Genomic DNA, 21,384 nt, shown 5'->3' with positions numbered 1-21,384 from the left:
GCCAAGGCGCGTTCCGGCGGCCAGAACGGCGGGCCGCCGGTTCCGTGGGCCGGAATGCCGGACCGGGCGGCCGGCGCCGTGCTCCTACCGTTCGGCCATGAGCCATTTCGTCCTGGTGCACGGCGCCTGGCACGGCCCGTGGTGCTGGCAGCCGCTCGAGGCCGTGCTGCGCGGCATGGGACACACGACCGAGGCGGTCGAGCTCCACGGCGACGACGCCGGCTCGACCGGCGCGGCGGCCCGGCTGACGCTGGACGCGTCCGCCGGCCGAGTGGTGGCCGCCGTACGCCGCGGCGCTGACGGGGGCTCCCGAACCAGGCCGATCCTGGTGGCCCACAGCATGGGAGGCCTGGCCGCGACCCAGGCCGCGGCCCTGGTCGCCGACGAGCTGGCGGCGCTGGTGTACGTCTGCGCATTCGTGCCAGGTCCCGGCGAGAGCATGCTGGACCTCAGTGCCACCGGCTTCGAGACCTCGGCGGTGCGCGACTGCCGTGTGGTCGACGAGCGGAACGGATGCTCGGCCATCCTGCGCGAGGGCGCGGTGGAGGCCTTCTACGGCTGCTGCGAGCCGAAGGCGGCCGCATGGGCGCAGGAGCGGCTCCGGCCCGAGAGCCTCCTGGTCGAGACGCAGCCGGTGACCGCACCCTCGGTGTCCGGACGCGTTCCCCGCTTCTACGTCGAGTGCACGCGGGACCGGGCGATCCCTCTCGCCAAGCAGCGGTCGATGCACCGGGGCTTCGCCCCCGAGCACGTCCTCACCCTCGATACCGACCACTCCCCCTTCCTCTCCCGACCGGTCGAGCTGGCCGGCCTCCTCGACCGGGTCTCAGGAGACCCGGTCGGCGGCCAGCTCCCTCCGCCGGGCGGCGACCTCTCCTGAGGGATCCGGCTCCGCCGGCGCGGGAGCCACAGGGGAGAAGGTGACGAACCGGGCGGCCGCGCTCTTGGCGAGCCCGACGAGTCCGCTGGGCATGAGGAACACGAGCGCGATCACGACGGCGCCGAACAGCACGCCGGAGATCGGCCCGCCGGTCACGTCGGAGGACCAGATGGGGATGAAGTAGATCGCGAAGCCGCCCAGGATGGGGCCCCAGTAGGTCGAGCTGCCCCCGAGCACCATCGCCACGAGGAAGTAGATGGTGACGAGCAGGGAGAAGCTCTCAGGGGTCAGCAGGCCCGTCTGGACCGCGAACAGCGCTCCCGCGAGCCCGGCGATCCCCGCGGACACCCCGAAGAGGGTGGTCCGGACCAGGGTGCGGTTGACCCCCATGATGATCGCCGCGCGCTCGTTGTCGCGCAGCGCGACGATGGCGCGGCCGGTCCTGCTCCGCACGAGGTTCCAGACCACGAGGCAGCCGAGGCCGAGACAGATCATCGTCATCCAGTACTGCCACAGGATGTTCGCCGTCGGACCACCGAAGTAGGCGATGTCCGGCGGATCGACCCGGATGCCCATGAGTCCGAGCGAGCCTCCGGTCAGCTCGCTGAACCGTCGCACCAGGCTGGGGAACAGAACGCCCAGCGCCAGCGTCACCAGCGCGAGGTACATGCCCCTGACCCGCAGCGCCGGCATCCCGACGAGCACCCCCACGACGAAGCACACCACGACGCTGGCACCGAAGGCGAGGATCCAGCCGACGTCGTACGTCGCGATCAGGATGCCGGTCGTGTAGGCCCCCAGCCCGAAGAACGCCGCGTGGCCCAGGGAGATCTGGCCCCCGTAGCCGGTCAGCAGGTTGAGCCCGACCACGGCCAGGGCCATCACACAGGCGCCGCTGATCTGACTGATGCGGTAGGTGGGCAGGACGTACGGGATCAACAGCACGACGACCACGGTCGCCACGGCCGGAGCCAGCCTGAGCGCCTTGAAGAGGTGGGTGTCACGCGGGATGTCGCGCGGGAGGACAGCCATCAGATTCGCTCCACCTTCTGGGATCCGAACAGTCCCGACGGGCGGATCATGAGCACCGCCAGGAGGATGAGCAGGGTGACGCCTTGCTTCAGGTCCGACCCGACGGCCCCGACGTAGCTGGCGACGATGTTCTCCACCACGCCGAGCATCACGCCCGCGAACACCGTGCCGGCGGGGCTGTCGAACCCGCCCAGGGTCGCCGCCGCGCAGGCGTAGAGGATGAAGTGCAGCATCATCATCGTGTTGAGCGTCGTGCTGGGGGCGACGAGCGGCCCGAGCAGGGCGCCCACGCCGGCCGCGATCGCCCAGCCGAGCGAGTTGATCCGGTGGACCGGGACTCCCAGGAGCAGCGTCGAGTCCGGATTGCTGGACGACGCCCGCATCGCCAGCCCGATCCGCGTGTAGCGGAACAGCGCGTACAGGACGGCGAGGCACGCCGCCAGGAGGCCGGCGATGACCACCTTCTGATAGTGCAGCCGCTGGCCGAGGACGGCTATGTAGTCGTCGGGACCGGACGGGACGACCGTCGGGAACACCAGGGGATCACCGCCCCAGATCACCCCGGCTCCTGCGTTGAGCGCGAGGAATATGCCGACGGTGACGAGCAGGATCGGGTACTCCGCGTCGTGACCGAGGGGACGGATCAGGAACCGCTCGACGGTCGCGCCGCCGACGAACCCGATGGCGACGACCAGCAGGATGGCCAGGGGCACGGGAAGGCCGGCGCCGATGAACGCGTAGGCCAGGAACGCGCAGAACATCGCCATCTCGCCCTGGGCGAGGTTGAGGTGCCCGGTCCCGCGGTAGACGCACACGAGCGCGAGACCGAGGAATCCGTAGATGACCCCGTTGTTGAACCCGTCGAGGACGCGGGCGATCAGCAGATCCACGGTCTCAGCCTCCGAGATATGCGGTCTTGATGGCGTCGTCGCTCATCAGCTCGGCCGCATCCCGGCTGGGGGCGAGCCGCCCGGCCTCCAGCAGATAGGCGCGCGAGGCGATGGCGAGGGCGACCATGGCGTTCTGCTCGACGACCAGGATGGAGAGGTCGAGCTCCTTGTTGAGGGACGCGAGGGACGCGAAGAGCTCCGAGGTGAGGCGCGGCGAGAGGCCGAGGCTCGGCTCGTCGCAGAGCAGCACCCGGGGTCGCGTCATGAGGGTGCGCGCGATGGCCAGCATCTGCTGCTCGCCCCCCGAGAGGAACCCGGCCTTCTGCTTGCGGCGCTCGGCCAGGCGCGGGTAGACGTCGTACCAGTGGGCGAGGTCCTTGGCGACCTCCTTGTCGCGGCGGATGTACGCCCCGAGCCGGAGGTTGTCCTCGACCGAGAGGTCGGCGATGGTGCCGCGGCCCTGCGGCACCTGCACGACCCCGGCCCGCACGATCTGGTCGGGCTTCGCGCGGACCAGGTCGCGGTCTCCGAGCCGGACCGTGCCCCGCCGAGCGATGGTGCCGGAGATCGCGCGCATGAGGGTCGTCTTGCCCGCCCCGTTCGCGCCGAGGATGACCACGATCTCCCCCGGATCGACGCGGAGGCCGACGTCGCCGAGGACGTCGCCGGCGCCGTAGCCGGCGCACACGTCCTCCAGGACCAGGGCGCTCACGCCGCACCACCGAGGTAGGAGGCGATGACCTCGGGATGCTGGCGGATCTCCTCGGGAGAGCCCTCGGCGAGCTTCCTGCCGTAGCTCATCGCGACGATCTTGTCGGAGATGCCCATGACCATCGCCATCCTGTGCTCGACGAGCAGCACCGTCACCCCGAACCGCTCGGGAAGGCTGTCGATCAGCTCCGACAGTTCCCCCACCTCGCTGTCGGTGAGTCCGCCCGCCGGCTCGTCCAGGAGCAGGAGGCGGGGGCCGCTGGCGAGGGCCCGCGCGATCTCGAGGCGCTTGAGCGTCCCGAACGGCTGGTCCTTGGCGAGGCTGAACGCGTGCCGGTCCAGCTCGAGCATCTCCAGGAGGCGATGTGCGCGCGCCTCGAGCTCGCGCTCCTGGGCCGCGATACCGATCCGCAGGATGGACTTGAGGAAGCCGCCGCCGACGCTGGAGTAGGCCCCTGCCATCACGTTCTCGAGGAACGTCAGGGAGGGGAACAGGCCCAGGTTCTGGAAGGTCCGCGCGACCCCCGCGTACGCGATCCGGTGGGCGGGCAGCGCCAGCAGGTCGACGTCCCCGAGACGCACGCTTCCGGCGCTCGGCTGGTACACGCGGCCGACGCAGTTGAAGAGGGTGGTCTTCCCTGCACCGTTCGGCCCGATGAGCCCGCAGATCTGCCCGGCCTCGACGGTCATGGAGAGCGAGTCGAGCGCGGTGATGCCGCCGAACCGCATGGAGAGTTCCTCAACGACGAGGTCGGCCATGTACGCCCCTTCACGAGCTGGTGTCCCGTCGCCTGACCGACGGTGATCGTGACAGTGACGCAGGACACACCTGGCCGGCCACCCGCCGTTCCGGGTGCCGGAACCGCGGCGGGCGCTATCGGGCCGGTCGCGGGCCGGGCAGCATGCCCACCGCGGGGACCGCCAGGAGCACGACGCCGGCCAGGAGGACGAAGCACCCGCGGAAGGCCGCCTCGGAGGCGTCCCCCGCGGAGGTGGCCGAGGCCGCCAGCAGCGCCGAGGTGACGGTGATGCCGAGGGCGCCGCCGATCTGGCGCAGGTTGATGTTCATGCCTCCGGCCACCCCTGTCTGGGCCTGGGGCACGCTCAGCGTCAGATGGGACGCGACCGTCGCGAACACGAGGCCGTGGCCCGCACCCAGGACACCGGTCGCCAGGTACGCCCACCCTTCGCCCGTCCCGATCAGGGCGAGCAGCAGCATCGCCGCGGCACAGGCCGAACAGCCCCACCACAGCACGGAGCGGTTGCCGAACAGGCGACTGAAGCGCGCGGCCAGGGCACCGAAGACGAACATCGTGAAGCCCGACGGGAGGATGAGCAGACCTGCCTCCGTGGTCGTGGAGCCGAAGCCGTACCCGCCGGCGGGCGCCGCCTGGAAGTAGAGCGGCATCAGGGTCAGGGAGGCGAACATCTCGATCCCGACCAGGAAGGCGACGAGATTCAGCAGCGCCACCACCGGCATCGACATCAGCCCCAGGTCGAGGGTCGGGCTGGCGGTTCGCCGCTCGACCCGGATCCACGTGCCGAACGTGAGCGCGCACAGCGCGGCGGTGCCGAGCAGACCCGGTGACAGCCACCCCCACGCCTGGCCCTGGGTGAGCGCCAGCAGCAGGGTCACCAGCCAGGTGCCGAGGAGCAGAGCGGACGCCGGGTTCACCGGCGTCTCCGACCGCACCGGGGACGGCGGCACCACGCGGACACTGGCGACGACGAGGACGGCGAGGACCGCGCCGGGGACCCAGAAGAGCGACCGGATGCCGAGCAGCTGCTCGAGCGGGCCGGCGAGCACCACCCCGATGCCGCCGCCGACGGCGACCAGGGCCGCCAGCACGCCCGTCAGGGTCGCGACCGCATCCGCCGCGAACTCGTCGCGCGCGATGGCGTAGGTCATCGGCGTGATCCCGGCTCCCAGGCCCTGCAGCACGCGGGCCGCCACGAGCACGTGGAAGCCGGGCGCCACAGCGGCGAGCAGGGAGCCGGCCGTCAGCAGGACGAGTGAGCCGACGAGGACGCGGTGCTTGCCCACCCGGTCGCCGACGCGGCCGCTGAGGGGCGTGGCGACGGCGGCGGCGAGCAGGTTCGCGGTGACCAGCCAGGCGATGGAGGACTGGCTCACCCCGAAGCGCTCCCTCAGGAGCGGGAGCACCGGGACGATCAGTGTCTGGAGGAGGGCGAACGCGGTGACCCCGAGGGCGAGCACGACGAAGGTGCCGCCCGGGGCCGAGTCCCCGTCCGTCCGCCTCTGCACCGGCTGCGTCCTACCTGGTCGTCGGGGGGATCGCCGCCGGAGTCGTGCGGACGATGTCGCTCATCACCGGTCGCTGCGGAACCGATCCGTCGACGTCGGTGAAGTCGTAGTCGGATGCCAGGTCGGCGGTGTAGAACGCCCTGCCGGAGCGCTCGGCGATCCGGGCGTCGGTGGCCATCGCGGCGACAGCGCGACCGGAGAGCTCGGGCGTCTCCGCCGCGGAGATGTCCATGATCCCGTGCTCGGACATCCACAGTCCCATCTCGGTGCGTACCTGGCCCGGCCAGATCGACACGACCGAGACGCCGTACGGCGCCAGCTCGTGGGCCATGTCGTGGGACAGCTTGTCCAGGGCCGCCTTGGCGGACCCGTAGGCCGCCGACATGTAGTAGGTGACGGCGCCGGCGGAGGACACGTTCACGATGAGGCCCGACCGCCGGGGCACCATCAGGCGCGCGGCGTACGCACTCGCGACGTAGTGGGAGCGCAGGCCGATGTCGTGGAACTTCTCCCACTCGCCCAGGTCCTGGTCCCAGAAGCCGGGCCGGGACCGCAGCCGGTCCGCCTTGGAGTCCAGGGTCGAGGCGCTGTTGACCAGGATGTCGATCTGCCCGGACTCGTCGGCGACCCGCGCGAAGAGGGCCGCGACGCTGCTGTCGTCGTGGTGGTCGACCCGGACCGGGATGCCCACTCCGCCCCTGCGCGTCACCTCAGCAGCCGTCTCCCCGATCGTGCCCGGCAGCTCCGACGAGCCGCCGGTCACGGTGCGGCCCGTCACGTAGACGGTCGCACCGCGCTCCCCCAGCACGTGGGCCACGCCCTTGCCGATCCCACGACTCGACCCCGTGACGACGGCCACCCGGCCGGTCAGGTCGGATACGGCCCTCACGCGGTACCTCCTCCGAGATAGGCGGCCTCGATCGCCGCGGCGGCTCCCTGCAGCTCCTGCGCCGTCCCTGCGTGCTCGATGCGGCCGTCGACGAGGATGTACCCGCGGTCCGCGACGGCGAGGGCGGCGCTGACGTGCTGCTCGACGAGCAGGACGCCGGCCCCGGTGTCCTGGGCGATCCGCCGGACGGTGGGCAGCAGGCGCTCGACGATGATCGGCGCCAGGCCGAGGCTCAGCTCGTCGAGCATGATCAGGCGGGGCGCCGACAGGAGAGCGCCGGCGATGGCCACCATCTGCTGCTCTCCCCCGGAGAGGACGCCCGCCGTGCGGTCCATCACCTTCTCCAGGGCGGGGAAGTAGCCGAGCACGGACTCCACCGTGACCGGCGACCGCTTGGGATGCCGGATGCGCAGGTTCTCCCGCACGGTCAGCTGCCGGAACAGCCCGCGGCCCTCCGGGACGAGCACCGTGCCGCGCCGGGCGACCAGGTGCGCGCCCGCCTTGGCGACGCGTGCGCCCAGGACCTCGACCTCGCCCCCCAACGGCTTCAGCACGCCGGCCAGGGTCAGCAGCGTCGTGCTCTTCCCGGCGCCGTTGGGGCCGAGGAGCGAGACCACCTCGCCCTCGCGGACGTCGATCGAGACACCCCGTACGGCGGGGATGTTGCCGTAGCCGGCGACCAGTTCCCGAGTCTGCAGCAGGATGCTCACTGGACTACCTTCCTCGCGTCGGTGGTCCTGGATGGGCCGCTGATGCACCCCAGGTGCCGTCGGGTCACTGCCCTGCTCGCTCGACCCAGTGAGGTCCACGATGAGTTCTGCAGGGCCCGGCGGTCACTCGGGACGCCGTGATCGTCGACAGGGCTGAGCGCCAAGGCCGACCCCGTGGCTGGCTGGGAGCGCCGATCAGTGAGCTGACTGACAGATGCGTCCCGGCACCGAAAAGAGGGTGCCTCCCCACTGGGTCTAGCAGCGAGGAGGCTGACGTGAAGTCTGCCAGCACCACCCCGAACAACACCACAGGTAGGAAACTGCCCGACCAGCTGCCTGAGGAGCTGCCTGGGGAGCTGCCTGAGGAGCTGCCTGAGGAGCTGCCTGAGGAGCTGCCTGAGGAGCTGCCTGAGGAGCTGCCTGAGGAGCTGCCTGAGGAGCTGCCTGAGGAGCTGCCTGAGGAGCCCGTCAACAGTGTCACCGCCGGTGTGGACTGGGCCAGCGAGGACCACGCGGTCAGCATCGTCAACGACCGTGGCCTCGAGATCGCCCGCAAGAGCGTCGATCACACCAGCCCCGGACTCCGCGCCCTGGTGAAGTTCCTGGGCCAGCACGGCGTGGGCGAGGTCGCCATCGAGCGCGGCGACGGACCGGTCGTCGACGCCCTGCTCGAGGCGGACATGACCGTGGTCGTGATCAGCCCGAACCGGCTCAAGAACCTGCGCAGCCGCTACGGCTCGGCCGGCAACAAGGACGACCGGTTCGACGCCTACGTCCTGGCCGACACCCTGCGCACCGACCGGACCCGGCTCCGCCCGCTCACCCACAACAGCGAGGCCACGAAGACGCTGCGCGCCACCGTCCGCGCCCGCCGCGAACTGGTCAAGCACCGCGTCGCGCTGTGCAACCAGCTGCGGGCGCACCTGCAGGCCGCGTTCCCCGGCGCGGTCGGGCTCTTCAGTGACTTGGACTCCCAGATCAGCCTGAAGTTCCTGGCCCGCTTCGACTGCCAGGAGCGAGCCGACTGGCTCAGCGTGAAGCGACTGGCTGCCTGGCTTGGCAGTGTCGGCTACTGCGGCCGCAAGGACCCCGCCGACCTGTTCGCGCACCTGCAGGCCGCGCCCCGCGGACCGGTCGGTCCCGATGGCGCTGCGCGCGCGCACGTCACCCGCGCCATGCTGAGCGTCCTGACCGAGATCGTCGAGCAGATCGCCACTCTGGAAGCCCAGATCGCCGAGCAACTCGCCCTGCACGCCGACGCCCACATCTTCCAGTCCCTGCCCCGTGGCGGCACCGTTCGCGCCGCGCGACTGCTCGCCGAAATCGGCGACGTCCGCGGCCGCTTCCCCGACGCCGCGTCCCTGGCCTGTCTGGCCGGCGTCGCGCCCTCGACCAAACAGTCCGGCAAGCACAAGGCCGTCACCTACAGGTGGGCGGTCAACAAGGAGCTCCGCGACGCGGTCTGCGACTTCGCCGGCGACTCCCGACGCGCCAACCCCTGGGCCGCGAAGATCTACAACGACGCCATCGCCCGCGGCAAGGACCATCCCCACGCCACCCGCATCCTGGCCCGCGCCTGGCTCGGCGTCATCTGGCGCTGCTGGCAAGACGGCACCACCTACCAGCCCGACCAACACAACGCGCTCCAAGCCGTTCTCGCGGCCTGACGTTGACACAGGGCTACTCATCGGCGCTGCCCCTCGGTCGCGAGGCCGGACGTCTCGACAGCGGACGCCGCGGCCGAGCCGAGGTAGGCCTGGATGACGCGCGGGTCGCGCCTTACCTCGTCGGGCCTGCCGACGGCGATCACCTCGCCGAACTCGAGCACGTAGAGACGGTCGCAGACGTCGAGGACCAGGCCCATGTCGTGGTCGATGAGGAGGCAGCCCACGCCGGAGGAGGCGATCCGCCGGAGCGTCCCTGCGAACTCGGCGGTCTCGTAGCTGTCCAGTCCCGCCGCGGGCTCGTCGAGGCACAGCATCCGGGGCTCCATGGCGAGCGCCCGCGCGACGCCGACCAGCTTCTGCCGGCCGAGGGAGAGCGCCGTGGCCGGCTGGTCGGCGATGTCGTCCAGGGCCAGCAGCCGGAGCGCATCGGTGACACTCCGCTTGACCGGTCGCGTCGGCCTCACGGCGTCGCGGGCGAGGCCGGCGAGGCCACCCCGCTCGGTCGCCACCCGGACGTTGTCCGCCACGGAGAGATCGCCGAACAGCTCGGTGTTCTGCCAGGTCCGGGCGAGGCCCTCGTGGGCCCGCCGGGTGGGGCCGTGCCTCGAGATCTCGCGGCCGCCGAGGCTGATCGTGCCGTCCGCCTTGCAGAAGCCGGTGATGGCGTCCACGAAGCTGGTCTTGCCCGCCCCGTTCGGTCCGATGAGGCCGACGATCTCCCCGGCCCGCACCTCCAGGTCGACGGCGTCGACCGCCACCAGGCCGGAGTACCGGACGGTGACCCCGCGGGCCTCGAAGCAGGTGCCGCCGATCTCCCGGCGCAGCATCGGTTCGGGATCCGGTGCGGCGGGCGCGGACGCCGGAGGGGTCGCGGTCGCCGGCCCGACGCGACGCCCTCCGCGGAGTCGCGCGGAGAGTCGTCCCAGGTCCCTGCGGAACTGACCGGCGATGCCGCTCGGGTTCTGCAGCACGGTGACGATGAGGAGGAGGCCGCCGGCAAGTGGGTACCAGCTGGCGCCGTTGAGGTCACGGTCGATGAACACGTACAGGACGCCGAGCGGAGCGAGCACGGAGGCCACCACCGCTCCCCCGATGCTCGTGATGCCGCCGACGTAGGCGACGGCGAGGAAGGTGAGGCCGACCACCACTCCGTAGGAGCCGCCGTCGAGCTGTCCTCGGGTGTAGCTGAGGAGCGAACCGCCCAGTCCGGCCAGGAAGGAGGAGACGGCGAACGCCACGATCTTGGTGCGCGCCACGTCGATGCCGGCGAAGGCCGCCGCGCTCTCGTTGGACCGGACCGCGAGGAAGTGACGTCCGGTCTCCCCGCGCAGCACGTTGCCGACGAGGAGCGTGACCACCAGCACGACGGCGAACACGAGGAGACAGAACTCGCGCGTGGCGATCACGCTCCCGCTCTGCGGTGCGATCTCCCATCCGAACAGGGACGGGCTCGGGACGAAGTTCCCGCCCGGGTCGGTGAACGCCGAGTTGGAGAAGACGAACTTCTGGATGGCGAGCGCCGCGGCGAGGCTGACGATGGCCAGCTGCACGCCGCGGATCCGCAGCGCGGGGAGGCCCAGCAGCACGCCGAGTGCCGACGCGGCGAGCGCCGCGACGATCATCGAGATCGGGAACGGCAGGGCGTCGCCGATCTTCGAGAGCGCGAACCCCGCAGCGCCGGCGAACGCCGCCTGGGCGAGGGAGATCTGCCCCACGGCCCCCGTCAGCACGACGAACGAGAGCATGATGAGCAGCGAGGCGAGCGTCGTGACCACGCCGTACCGGTAGACCCCCTCGGTGCCGAGCACCGCGACGAGACCGAGGCCTGCGGTGAGCACGACGACGAGCAGCCGGTTGCGGGGCACGACCACGCTGGGCAGCGAGACCGTGACCTCCGCTGCGCGGCCCGGGATCCGTCGGCCCATGAGGAAGAGCGCCACGACGATGATCGCGAACGGCAGGGCGTCGCCGAGACCCTGCCGCGCCCAGGTCGGCCACCACGGCTCCACGCTGGAGAAGTAGGTGATCTGTGCGGAGGCGACGCCGATGGCGAGGCCGGCGAGGAGGGTCCAGCCGATCGAGCGGAGACGGCCGAGCAGGGCGGCGGCCAGGGCCGGGACGATCAGCATCGGCGGCGCCGTCGGCGTGAGCAGGCCGATCGTCGGACCGGCCAGCACGAACACCAGCGTGGTGGAGACCGTCGCCAGCAGGAGGCTGACGAACGCGACCTTGGCCGGCGAGATGCCGGCCAGTGCGGCGGCGCGCTCGTTCTCCGCCGAGGCCCGGACGGCGAGACCCCAGCGGGTGCGGGCGAGCCAGAGGCTGGTCGCCAGGGACAGCACCACGACGAGGCCTGCCAGCCAGAGGCGCGGCGTGTTGAGGATGGCGCCCCCGACCGTGAGCTCCGGGGACTCGGGCAGCACCGGGAGCAACGGTCGCTGCTCCGCGCCGTACCGCAGGGAGATCCCCTGCGTGATGGCCAGGAACAGGCCGATCGAGGCGACCACCCGCGCCAGCTCGGGTGCGTTGCGCAGCGGGTAGAAGATCACGAGGTGCACCAGGAGGGCGATGAGCGCGCCCTCGGTGAGACTGATGAGCACGGCGACCGGTAGTGGCGGATCCAGCGCCAGGCTGGGCAGGAAGGGCAGGGAGAGCTGTCCGTTCGCGGTCAGGTCGTTGAAGACGTAGACCGGCAGCGTGGCCATGGCCGCGCACGCGAAATTGACCACCCCGGTCCCGCGGTAGGTGACCACGATGGACACGGCCAGGCTGCTGTAGACGGCACCCAGACCCAGTCCCAGGGCCAGGAACACCAAGAAGTTCGACATCTCTCTCGATCCCAGTTGAAGATGTGGCGGCCGCGTGACGGCCGGCGAGCCGTTCCGTGCCCCGCGGACGGGCGGGGCACGGAACAGGTCACTCGGGCAGGGCCGCGTTCGCGTCGATGGGACTGAAGTCGGAGTTCAGGATGGTTCCGTCGTCCTGGACCTGTCCGTACCAGGTCAGGTTGCCGCAGGCGGAGGAGCCCGGCGCGCCGGCGGTCGCGCAGTCGTAGCTCGCGTCCTGCGCGAACAGCGCCCCCTGAGCCGACTTCAGCGCCGCCATCGTGGACACCGACGTGGTCGGGTCGTCGGCCTGGGCCAGCATGCTGGCGGCGTTGAGCGCGAGCGCGAAGCCCTGCATGCCGAACGCGTTGGCGAACTCGCCCTGGCCCTCCTGCTCCATGTAGGCGTTGAAGACCGCGAGGTCCTCCTCCACGCTCTCGGGGAGGTTGCCCACCCACTGCGGCGCGGGCAGCAGGCCGTAGACGTAGATGCCCGCGGTCTGGCTCGACGGGAACTTCTCGATGAAGTCGGAGCAGGATCCGGCCATGATCTTGCCGGCGAAGCCGGCGGCGGCCAGGGCGGGCAGGGTGCCGTCGCAGTCGGTGTCGTTGGCCGCCGGCAGGAGCACGGTGTCGGGATTCTTCGCGACGATGATGGACGCCAGGGTCCCGTAGTCGGCACTCCCCAGCTGGTAGTAGACGACGTCGGCCTTCACGTCGTTCTGGTCGGCCACCGGCTCGTACACGTCCTCCCACTGCTCGTGGTATCCGGAGGTGTCGGGGAGCGCGATGATGACGTTCTTGGAGCCCGTCTCGATCATGCCCTTGAGGGCCGCCGCATCGGTCGCGCGCCGGCTGGCGCCGTAGCTGAACACGGTCCCCTGGGCCCGCTCCACCGCCGGCGAGTCCGCGAGACTGACGATGACCGGGATGCCCGCCTTCTGCAGCGCGGGAAGGCCGGCGTCGAGCGCGATGTCGATGTTGACGAGGACCGCCGCGACACCGTCGTCGACGAACCGGTTGTCGCAGTTGATCGTGGTCTCCGGGGTCAGGTCCGTCTTGCAGCCGTCGGCCTCGAGCGGGTGGCCCTTGACGCCACCGAGGTGCTCGTTGACGTACTTCACCCCGGCCTCGAAGCCGACCCGGAACGCCGGCAGGGCGACCGCGGTCGACTCGAGGTTCTGGTAGCCGACCTTCACCGGCGGAAGGCTGGTGTCAGCCTCCTGGCCAGGCCCCAGCGAGGCGGGAGCGGCGGGACGGTTGGCACGGGGGCCGTCGCCCGCCCTGTCGTCGCCACAGGCCGCCAGAACGGTCGTGACACACAGGAGCGCGGCGAGCGCGCCGATCCGGGCGACCTGCTGGCGGTGCGGCACCGCGCCACTCCGGCGACGTGAGGTGATACGCATGAGAAGAGTTCCTTTCCTTCCCAGGCTCACGGCCTGGAGTGCCGCCCGAGAGTGTGACGGTCGTCGCAGTCGGTGGGTCGATTGTTCGTCCGCACCGTTCCGGCCGACCACCGGAGTTCCGTCGGCCGGAACCGGCACCCGCCCGCCGCCGTGATCAGCCGACGACCTCCTCCGCGAGCTCCCACAGCCGGTCCGCGGTCGCCGGGTCCAGGGCGTGCGGGGCGACGCCGTGGTCGCCGTCCGCGACGACGTCCGCCGGCTGGTTGTCCTCGAAGTAGCGGCCCGTGATCCCGCGTACGTGCGGGGATCCGGCGAGCAGGGCCGCGGTGGAGGCGCCCTGCGCGGGGTCTTGAAGTAGTCGGGCTCGACGAGGTTGCCGGCCTCGTCCATCGCCCCCATGGCGCGCATGGTGTCGTCGTCGACGTGGCGCTGGAGGCCGGTGAGGATGTAGCCGGGGTTCAGGGCGTTGGCGACGATGCCGTCGTCCGCCCAGCGGGTCCCGGCCGCCACCGCCAGCAGGATGTCCGCCGACTTGGACTGGCCGTAGGCGGTCCAGCGGTCGTAGGGCCGGCGGTCGAAGTGCAGGTCGTCGAGGTCGACCGGCGCGGACCGGTGGGCTCCCGAGCTCACGACGACGATGCGCGCGTCCTGCGCGGTGGCGAGGGAGCGGCGCAGGCCCCGCGCCAGCGCGAAGTGGCCGAGGAAGTTGGTGGCCAGCTGCAGCTCCCATCCCTCGGCGGAGAGCTCGCGGGTCGGGACGGCCATGATCCCCGCATTGGCGACCAGGACGTCGAGCGGGCCCTCCCACGTCTCGGCGAACCGGCGCACGGAGGCGAGATCGGTGAGGTCGAGGGGCAGTTGGGCGAGGCCGGGCAGCGCGATGTCCAGCGGACGGCGCACGGCCGCCGTCACCTCGGCGCCGGCGGCGAGCAGGGCGCGGGACGTCTCGAGGCCGAGCCCCGAGGCGCCGCCCGTCACCACCACCCGCTTGCCGCGGAGGTCGGCACCGGCCAGGACATCGGTCGCCGTCGCGCGGGCACCGAACGGAATCGAGGAGTTGCTCATGCTTCGACGATAGGCAGCGAGAGCCGGACGATCCATGACGTGGCGTCCACAATTCTTGCGTGATCGTCCAGAATGGAGGAATGGATCCCTTGGTGGACGTGCTCACCCTGCTCGACGCCCGCAGCCGCCTCTCGAGCCGGTTCGCCGCGGGCGCCGAGCCCTGGCGGGTCGACTTCGAACAACCCGACGGCCTGAAGTTCAACGCGGTGCTGACCGGCACCTGCCTGCTCGCCGTCGACGGACTGGAGCCGATGACGGTCGGCGCGGGCGACTGCTACCTCCTCACCCGCCCCCTGCCCTTCGCCCTCGCCAGCGACCTGTCGGCGCCGGCGGTCCCGGCCGCGGACGTCTTCGCCGGACCGGCCGACGACACCGCGGTCGTCGGCTGCACACCCGGCGAGGAGCCCGCGTTCACCGCGCTGGGCGGGAGCTTCGCCTTCTCCGGCCCGGCCGCGCGGCTGCTCGACGTCCTGCCTCCGGTGCTGCTCGTGCCGAGCGGCGCCGCGGCGTCCGACGGCCTGGCCGAGACCCTGGCGTCCATCGACCGCGAGCTGCGCCAGGACCTGCCCGGCGCGCCCGTGGTGGCCCAGCACCTGGCGATCGTGATGCTGGTACGGATGGTGCGCTGGCACCTCGCGCACGACTCCGTGCTGCCCCAGGGCTGGCTGCGCGGCCTCGCCGACCCGGTCGTGACCGCCGCGCTCTCCGCCATCCACGGTGCACCCGATCACGGCTGGACCGTCGCGGAGCTCGCCCGCGTCGGCCGCGTCTCCCGCTCCACGCTCGCGCAGCGGTTCAGCGACACGGTCGGCATGGGCCCGATCGAGTACCTCGTCGACTGGCGGATGGAGCTCGCCTCCCGCCAGCTCGCGCTGGGGGACGACAGCGTCGCCCGGGTCGGCCGGCGCCTGGGCTACGCCTCCGAGAGCGCGTTCAGCACGGCCTTCAAGCGGATCCGCGGTGTCACTCCGTCGTCCCACCGCCAGCTGCAGCGGCAGGCGGGGTAGCCGTCTCCACCACCCGGCCTGCATCCTCGGACGGTGGAAGATCCTCGGATCGAGTTCCCACCCCGGCCGCGCCCATCCGGCCAAACCGAGGTGGACGCGACGTGGGAGCGCTGTGCCGCGGAAGATCTCGTCGCACCGGGGCGCCGTAGGCGAGGATGTCGAGCCGGCGGGCGAGGAGCGCGTTCACGGCTCGCCAGCAGTGCGCCCATCTCGTTCTCGAGCTGCAGCCCTCGGATCGACGGGGCCGAGCTTGCGCACATTGATGGGCACGTTCGACATCAGAGGCTGCCCTGAGTACGGGTCGTAGACCCGATCGTTCGACAACAGCCTGTTGGCCGAGGTGCCGACCTCGCGGACCAGGTGGTCGCGGTCCGGGGTGTCGCCGAAGCCGTGCGACATCGACACGGTGCCCTCCCTCAGCTCGTCATCGCCGACGACCACCGCGGGCGTCGTGGCACGTGACGAGCTGATCTCGACGAGGTCGCCATCCGAGAGGCCGAGAGCAGCCATGTCAGCGGGGTTCATGAACGCCGGGTTGTACGGGCGGCCCTTGTCGATGGCGGGATGGTGCAGCGCGGAGTTGAGCTGGTGCATGCGCCGGCACAGCAGCCGGAAGTCGTAGCCGCCGGCAAGCTGCTGGGCGGTGTCGCCGTCGGCGAGGACCTCGGCGAGATCTCGCATCATGAGAGAGTTGCCGACGTCCAGCCGACCGGCCCACCCCTCCTGCTTCGGCTGGACCACGAACGGCTCCTCGGGAGGGAACAGCGCGCCTCCGGGGTGGCGCTTCACCTCGCTCAGCGGCACCCGCGAGCCGCGAGACATCAGATCGAGGAGGTCGTCGGTGGAGGGCTTGGTCGTCATGTCGACCTGCGTCGGGTTCGCCACCGGCGGCGCCGGCGGGCCGCTCACGAAGAAGCGCGCCGGGGTCAGGTCCAATTGGAGCCCGAGACGCTGGGCAAGCCCGTAGTAGAGCTCCCATTCCTCGATGAGGTCCGCGCCGTCGGGTGGCTCGACCAGCGCCGGGGTGTAGTGGGCGTAGGCGTCGCTGTAGCCCAGGTAGGAATTGGCGTAGTAGCTCGGTGGGAAGTCGCCCTTGGTCGAGGGCACCTCCAGCTGCATCCGGGGTGCCAGGTTGTAGTGCGCCCGCCGGGCCGTGGCCGTGAGGTGGATGTCGGTGGTCACCAAGAGCTCGAGCGACTCCAGCGCCTCGACGACCTGCAGTTGGTCGGTCACCGTCGCCGCCGGGTTGCCGTTGAGGACGAACAGCGCCCGCACCTGGCCAGGCCCCGGGGTCAACATCTCCTCGGCCATCGCAGAGACCGGAAGCCCCGCGAGGGTGTCGGTGAACCCACGGAACCGGAGCTGGGGCTCGAACCCGAACGCCGCCACCGGTGGATGTGCCTGGGCCCGGAACACGGGCCCGGGGTCAGGGTCCCGGGCGTGCGCACCACCTCGCCGGCACGTAGGTAGTGGCCACACAGGGTGTCGAGCGCCAGGACGAGATATTCGAGAACGGTGCCACGAGCGGTGCCCATGTTGGGTCCGGTGCCGGCGACGACATACCCCCGCTTGGCAGCGGCGAACGTGCGCGCCGTCCACAGCAGGTCCTCGGCCGGTAGGTCGGCCCGCAGGGACACCACCTCGGGCGTGAACGGCGCGACGGCGGCGTTGAGCGCGTCCAGCCCGTCGACGTTCGATTCGACGAACTCACGGTCGTACAGCCCTTCGATCAGGATCGTGCGCACCAGGCACGCCAGGATCGCGACGTCCTGGCCGGGCCGGGGCTGCAGGTGTCTGGTCGACCGGCGTGCTGCCTCGGTGCGCCGCGGGTCCACCATGATCAGCGTCGTACCGCGCTTCTCGCACTCCTTGAAGAAGCGGCGGGGCGAGCCCATCGGTAGCCCCATGTAGGACATCAGCGGGTTGATGCCGACCCACAGCACGACCTCGGGCTCGTCGAAGGCCTGGGGTGGCGCCAGCCAGTACCCGTGCAACCCGTGCGCGATCTGCTTGCCCGGCTGGTCGAGCGTGTTGGCACTCCAGCGTCGGGTCACCCCGATCCGATCGGCGAAGGAATGGGCCAGGGTCAGCAGCGGCTGGCACTTGCTCACCGCCATACCGGTGTACAGCGCAACCGAGTCAGGACCGTGGGTTTCGATGACGCCCTGGAGCCGCTCCGCGATCTCGTCCATCGCCTGGTCCGCGCCCACCCGTCGGCGCGTGCCATCGGGTTGCAGCGCCGTCGAGTGGAGCTGGCGCCGGGGATCGGCCATCAGCTCGGGCAGCGCCCGCCCTCGGAAGCAGGTATAGCCCCGGTAGACCGGGTTAGTCGGGTCGGCCCGCACCTTGGTGGCACGACCGTCCTCGATCCGGACCAGGATCGAGCAGCCGTTGACGCAGACTCGGCAGAACGAGTGCTGCTCGATCACGACATCAGCCCCGCGTGGGCGAGGAAGCCGTCCGCGACGGTGAGACCAGCCAGACATGACACGTGCCGAAATCTAGTTCCAACCGGTTGGCCGGTCAACAACTCTTCCCTACAGGAGCCGACGCTCGGCGAAAGTCACCCATCGACCGCTGCCGGACCAGCAGTGAGCATTTCATCCACCTCGGCCAACTCGAGCGCGGAGAGCCGCCAGGTCGCCGCGGCGGCGTTGCTGCGGACCTGCTCCGCGCTCGTCGCACCCGCGATCACCGTGCTGACCGCACCATGGGAGAGGAGCCAACCGAGCGCCAACTCGAGCAGGCTACGACCGTGCTCCACGGCGTACATCGCCAACCAGTCCACCCGTGCGAGGTTCTCCTCCGTCGCGAACCGCCTTGCCCACGGAAGGGTCGCCAGCCGCGACCCGGCGGCGTAGGGCCGACTCCGATACTTCCCCGTCAGGAGCCCTGACGCCAGTGGGAAGTACGGCACCACCCCGACCCCTCTCGCGCACGCTGTCGGCACGACGGTCCGCTCGACGTCGCGGACGAGCAGGCTCCACTCGACCTGCAGCGCGCAAAACCAGCTCGGCCGCTCGGCCGGGAGAATGCGATCAAGGTAGGGCGCGTCGGCATTCGACACCCCCGCCCGGACGATCTTTCCGGTCTCCACGAGTCGGCCGAGCGCCTCCAGCAACTCCTCGGCCGGCGCGGTGTGATCTGGGAAGTGCTGGTAGTAGAGGTCGATCCGGTCGGTCCCCAGACGCCGGAGGCTCCCATCGCACGCGTCGACCACCCGGCTCGCGAGGTCCCCTGGCCGACCTTCACCCCCGACCCGAGCCGAGAACTTGGTGGCGACGCTGACCCGGCTCCGATCGGCGCCCAGCGCCCGGCCGAGCACGGTCTCCGATACCCCGTCGCCGTACCTCTCCGCCGTGTCGAAGTGGGTGGTCCCTGCGTCGAGCGCGGCCCGCACGACCCGAGCCGAGGCCGGTTCATCGAGTTTCATCCCGAAGTTGTTGCAGCCGAGCCCGAGGGCCGAGACCCTCGGTCCGTCGGCCCCGAGGCGTCGCGCCTCCATCAGCCGACGAGCGGCTCGGTCGTCACGATCGCGAAGACGAGGTCCTCGTCGCCGGTGTTCTCAATCGCGTGGTCCACCCTGGGAGGCACGTACAGCGTGATCCCCGGCGAGAGCCGGTGCCGTACACCGCCGCTCCTCGCGGTCCCGGTGCCGGAGATGATGTAGAAGAGCTGCTCGGCCGACTCGTGCGAGTGCGACTCGTTGCGCCCGCTCACGGGGTAGCGGGAGATCCGGAAGTCGAAGCTCGCACCCGGCACAGTCTCGCGCGTCACCAGGCACTTGGAGTAGGCCCGGACGTGCATCTCGGGCTCGTCCCACCCGAAGTCCGCGGCATCCAGGACCACCATCTCGTCACTCATCGTCTCCGACCTCCCTCCTTGTGGACGACCTGCATCATCGAGCGCACGCGCTCGCCGCCGGTCACCTTGCGGTGCTCGGCCTCGTCCCGGGACATGGCACCGGAGTCGATCGCCCACATGTAGTAGCGCTGCGCGATCGCGAGGTAGCGATAGGTCGCGAAGACCCAGTAGAAGTCGAAGTGCCGTACCGACCGACCAACCAACTCCTCGTAGGTCGCCACCGTCTCGTCGTCGCTGCCGAACCCCGGCGGTCGCGGCCGAGAGTGCACCGGGTCGATCTGGCGTTCGACGTTGTACTGGTAGACGAGGAACGTGACGAGGTCGGCCTCCGGGTTGCCGAGGCCAGCCATCTCCCAGTCCAGGACTGCGGCGACCCAGTGGTCGCGGAAGACGAGGTTGGGCATCCGGACGTCCCCCCACAGCAGCCCTACCGGTTCGTCGGCGGGGCGGTGTGCACGCAGCCAAGCGGCCGCCTCCTCCGCCTCCGGCCACGCCGGTGAACCGACACGACCCGACCACAGCAGCCGCTCGTAGCTGTCGATGTCATGCTCGAGCGGGCTCCGACCGCCGGTCGGCGCCAACCACTGCAACCCTGCGCGCCGCCAGTCCGTACACCCGATCTTCGCGATCGTCTCGACGGTCGACCACCACATACGGCCCTGCTGCTCCTCCGTCGCGTCGGCGATGAGCGGTGTGGTCAGGCAGGGTGGAAAATCCGAGGGGATGTCGCCGGCCACGAAGTCCATGACGTAGAACGGCCCGCCGAACAGGGTCGGGTCCTCGCTGAACCAGCGCACCGGGGCGACGGGGACGTCGGAGTGCTCGGCCAGCGCGCGCATGAGGCGGAACTGCTTGGGAATGTCATAGTCCAAGAACAACGCCCGGGACACATCCGCCGGTCCGCACCTGACCACCAGGTCCAGTTGCCCTCCGTCGTGCGCCACGGTCGCGAAGAAGGTGTCGTTGGACTGCCCAGAGCCTCCTGTGTTCGCGGTCAGCGACAGGATCTCGACCCGACCCAACGCCGGATCCTGTCGCTCGATCCAGCGCCGGAGCGGCTCTCGCACCACAGCGAGGTCGCGCGCGTGGGGGTTCAGGATGGACACGGCGTGCACCTCGATCCGGTGCCCGGGGCCTGGAGCCTCACGTTCTGCTCGGTGAAGCCGCTGGTGACGAGGTTCTCCTGCGCGGCGCCATGGCCAATGGCGCCGTCGGACTCCCAGCGATAGAGGAGGTAGTAGATCTCCATCGCAGCGAACCACCCGACCGAGGTCCCCGAGACCGCCGTGCCGAACAGGCGGTGCAGCCGACCGCGGCAGTCGTGCACGATGAGCTCACGCGCCACAGGGACGTGGCCCACACGCGTCGAGCGCATCGACGCCTCGGTGACCTCGTGCACCTCGCCGTCGTCGAGGACGTAACCGCGGACGAACGTGTACTGCTCGTGCGGGGGGCGCGACCACTCGTAGGTGAACAGGCAGTGCATCGCGCGCTCGGGCGAGAAATGGGCACTGAGCCAGCAGCCACCGGGCCCGGTGCGCCGCTCGGGTCTTGGACCCCAGCTGTGATCCATCGTGTCCACGCAGTCGACGGCCACGACCTGTTCCCCGAGGCGGAGTGTGCCGGTGACCCGCCCGGTGAGATCGAAGTGACCCCGGAAGTGCGTGTCCAGGATGTCGGCCGGTGCCGCACCCTCCGGCGACCCGCCGGCCTGGATGTCGTGCGGCTCCATCAGTGCGGCGAACGCGAGGTCGAATTCGACCCCCTCGGAACCGTGGTAGCTCAGTTCATAGTCATACGGCGGTCGAGTGCTGCGGACCCTCAGCCCTGTCGGTAACGCGTACGACGCGAGGTCGTCCGGTGCGATCAGGTGCTGTCGCGTGTGGCTGTGCAACGAGTCCTTGCGGTCCAGGCTGAGCCGATCGAAGAGCGTGACGTCCGACATCGCGACACCGAGCCCCTGGCGTGCCACGAGATACGTCGCCCCGCACAGGTTGCGCGCAGGCACGTGGAAGCCGAAGAAGTTGGTCTCTGCCCAGTCGGGTTCACCCGGAGGCGGCGGGTGGTAGGCCACGTCGGTCGCGGTGATCAACTGCTTGCTCCAAACTGACCAGCCACCCGGTCGGACATATCGTTCACCATAGCGTCAACCGGCCAGCCGGTCTAGAGTGGC

The 21,384-nt window shown here is 70.7% G+C and carries 18 protein-coding genes; 3 read left to right on the top strand and 15 right to left on the bottom strand.

What is annotated here, in order from left to right:
- The first annotated feature begins 97 nt into the window (after nt 1–97).
- Nucleotides 98–880: an alpha/beta fold hydrolase gene (locus tag FIV44_RS17620; RefSeq protein WP_141005572.1), complete on the top strand. Its 783-nt coding sequence runs from the start codon at nt 98–100 to the stop codon at nt 878–880.
- Here FIV44_RS17620 and FIV44_RS17615 read toward each other — a convergent pair.
- The 7 genes from FIV44_RS17615 to FIV44_RS17585 form a co-directional block, all read right to left on the bottom strand.
- Entirely contained in the window at nt 827–1,912 is a 1,086-nt protein-coding gene (locus FIV44_RS17615) for a branched-chain amino acid ABC transporter permease (protein WP_141005571.1), read from the bottom strand. The two genes, FIV44_RS17620 and FIV44_RS17615, sit on opposite strands and share 54 nt — an antisense overlap.
- Entirely contained in the window at nt 1,912–2,802 is an 891-nt protein-coding gene (locus tag FIV44_RS17610; RefSeq protein WP_181410662.1) for a branched-chain amino acid ABC transporter permease, read from the bottom strand. Before FIV44_RS17610 ends, FIV44_RS17615 begins: the two co-directional genes overlap by 1 nt.
- 4 nt (nt 2,803–2,806) lie before the next feature.
- The gene (locus FIV44_RS17605) at nt 2,807–3,514 is read right to left on the bottom strand and encodes an ABC transporter ATP-binding protein (RefSeq protein WP_141005569.1); all 708 of its coding nucleotides are present in this window, start codon (nt 3,512–3,514) and stop codon (nt 2,807–2,809) included.
- The gene (locus tag FIV44_RS17600) at nt 3,511–4,272 is read right to left on the bottom strand and encodes an ABC transporter ATP-binding protein (protein ID WP_141005568.1); all 762 of its coding nucleotides are present in this window, start codon (nt 4,270–4,272) and stop codon (nt 3,511–3,513) included. The genes FIV44_RS17605 and FIV44_RS17600 overlap by 4 nt, the downstream gene beginning before the upstream one ends.
- Nucleotides 4,273–4,387: 115 nt before the next feature.
- Complete coding sequence (locus FIV44_RS17595) at nt 4,388–5,779, bottom strand: MFS transporter (protein WP_141005567.1); 1,392 nt, start codon at nt 5,777–5,779, stop codon at nt 4,388–4,390.
- 10 nt (nt 5,780–5,789) lie between these two features.
- The gene (locus FIV44_RS17590) at nt 5,790–6,668 is read right to left on the bottom strand and encodes an SDR family NAD(P)-dependent oxidoreductase (protein ID WP_141005566.1); all 879 of its coding nucleotides are present in this window, start codon (nt 6,666–6,668) and stop codon (nt 5,790–5,792) included.
- Complete coding sequence (locus FIV44_RS17585) at nt 6,665–7,378, bottom strand: ABC transporter ATP-binding protein (RefSeq protein WP_141005565.1); 714 nt, start codon at nt 7,376–7,378, stop codon at nt 6,665–6,667. Before FIV44_RS17585 ends, FIV44_RS17590 begins: the two co-directional genes overlap by 4 nt.
- A gap of 275 nt (nt 7,379–7,653) precedes the next feature.
- Between FIV44_RS17585 and FIV44_RS17575 the strand changes: the two genes are divergently transcribed.
- Nucleotides 7,654–9,045 (top strand): IS110 family RNA-guided transposase, encoded by a 1,392-nt coding sequence (locus tag FIV44_RS17575; RefSeq protein ID WP_219996063.1) that lies wholly within the window; start codon nt 7,654–7,656, stop codon nt 9,043–9,045.
- A gap of 17 nt (nt 9,046–9,062) precedes the next feature.
- Here the strand turns inward: FIV44_RS17575 and FIV44_RS17570 are convergent, their stop codons facing one another.
- Nucleotides 9,063–11,873, bottom strand: a complete 2,811-nt coding sequence (locus tag FIV44_RS17570; RefSeq protein ID WP_141005564.1) for a branched-chain amino acid ABC transporter permease/ATP-binding protein — start codon at nt 11,871–11,873, stop codon at nt 9,063–9,065.
- 88 nt (nt 11,874–11,961) lie between these two features.
- Nucleotides 11,962–14,340 carry an SDR family NAD(P)-dependent oxidoreductase gene (locus FIV44_RS32360; protein ID WP_246086480.1) on the bottom strand — a complete coding sequence of 793 codons (2,379 nt, stop codon included), beginning with the start codon at nt 14,338–14,340 and terminating at the stop codon, nt 11,962–11,964.
- A gap of 80 nt (nt 14,341–14,420) precedes the next feature.
- On the opposite strand from FIV44_RS32360, the gene FIV44_RS17555 reads away from it, so the two are divergent.
- On the top strand, nt 14,421–15,347 hold the full coding sequence (locus tag FIV44_RS17555) for an AraC family transcriptional regulator (RefSeq protein WP_141005562.1): 927 nt from the start codon (nt 14,421–14,423) through the stop codon (nt 15,345–15,347).
- A 183-nt stretch (nt 15,348–15,530) separates the two neighbouring features.
- Here the strand turns inward: FIV44_RS17555 and FIV44_RS17550 are convergent, their stop codons facing one another.
- From FIV44_RS17550 to FIV44_RS30630, 6 genes are all read right to left on the bottom strand, one after another.
- On the bottom strand, nt 15,531–16,658 hold the full coding sequence (locus FIV44_RS17550; RefSeq protein ID WP_141005561.1) for a molybdopterin dinucleotide binding domain-containing protein: 1,128 nt from the start codon (nt 16,656–16,658) through the stop codon (nt 15,531–15,533).
- Nucleotides 16,640–17,776 carry a molybdopterin-dependent oxidoreductase gene (locus tag FIV44_RS17545; protein WP_181410661.1) on the bottom strand — a complete coding sequence of 379 codons (1,137 nt, stop codon included), beginning with the start codon at nt 17,774–17,776 and terminating at the stop codon, nt 16,640–16,642. Before FIV44_RS17545 ends, FIV44_RS17550 begins: the two co-directional genes overlap by 19 nt.
- 134 nt (nt 17,777–17,910) lie before the next feature.
- The gene (locus FIV44_RS17540; RefSeq protein ID WP_141005559.1) at nt 17,911–18,852 is read right to left on the bottom strand and encodes an aldo/keto reductase; all 942 of its coding nucleotides are present in this window, start codon (nt 18,850–18,852) and stop codon (nt 17,911–17,913) included.
- Nucleotides 18,852–19,211 (bottom strand): cupin domain-containing protein, encoded by a 360-nt coding sequence (locus FIV44_RS17535; protein ID WP_141005558.1) that lies wholly within the window; start codon nt 19,209–19,211, stop codon nt 18,852–18,854. The genes FIV44_RS17540 and FIV44_RS17535 overlap by 1 nt, the downstream gene beginning before the upstream one ends.
- Nucleotides 19,208–20,317 carry a phosphotransferase family protein gene (locus FIV44_RS17530; RefSeq protein WP_181410660.1) on the bottom strand — a complete coding sequence of 370 codons (1,110 nt, stop codon included), beginning with the start codon at nt 20,315–20,317 and terminating at the stop codon, nt 19,208–19,210. The genes FIV44_RS17535 and FIV44_RS17530 overlap by 4 nt, the downstream gene beginning before the upstream one ends.
- Nucleotides 20,305–21,303, bottom strand: coding sequence for a DUF7064 domain-containing protein (locus tag FIV44_RS30630; RefSeq protein WP_181410659.1), 999 nt, complete (start codon nt 21,301–21,303; stop codon nt 20,305–20,307). The genes FIV44_RS17530 and FIV44_RS30630 overlap by 13 nt, the downstream gene beginning before the upstream one ends.
- Between the last annotated feature and the right edge of the window lie 81 nt (nt 21,304–21,384).

Source organism: Nocardioides humi, from assembly GCF_006494775.1.
In the GTDB taxonomy this organism is placed as follows: Bacteria; Actinomycetota; Actinomycetes; order Propionibacteriales; family Nocardioidaceae; genus Nocardioides; species Nocardioides humi.
Note: the sequence above shows the minus strand (reverse complement) of the source record. Positions and strands in the feature narration are given on the sequence as shown.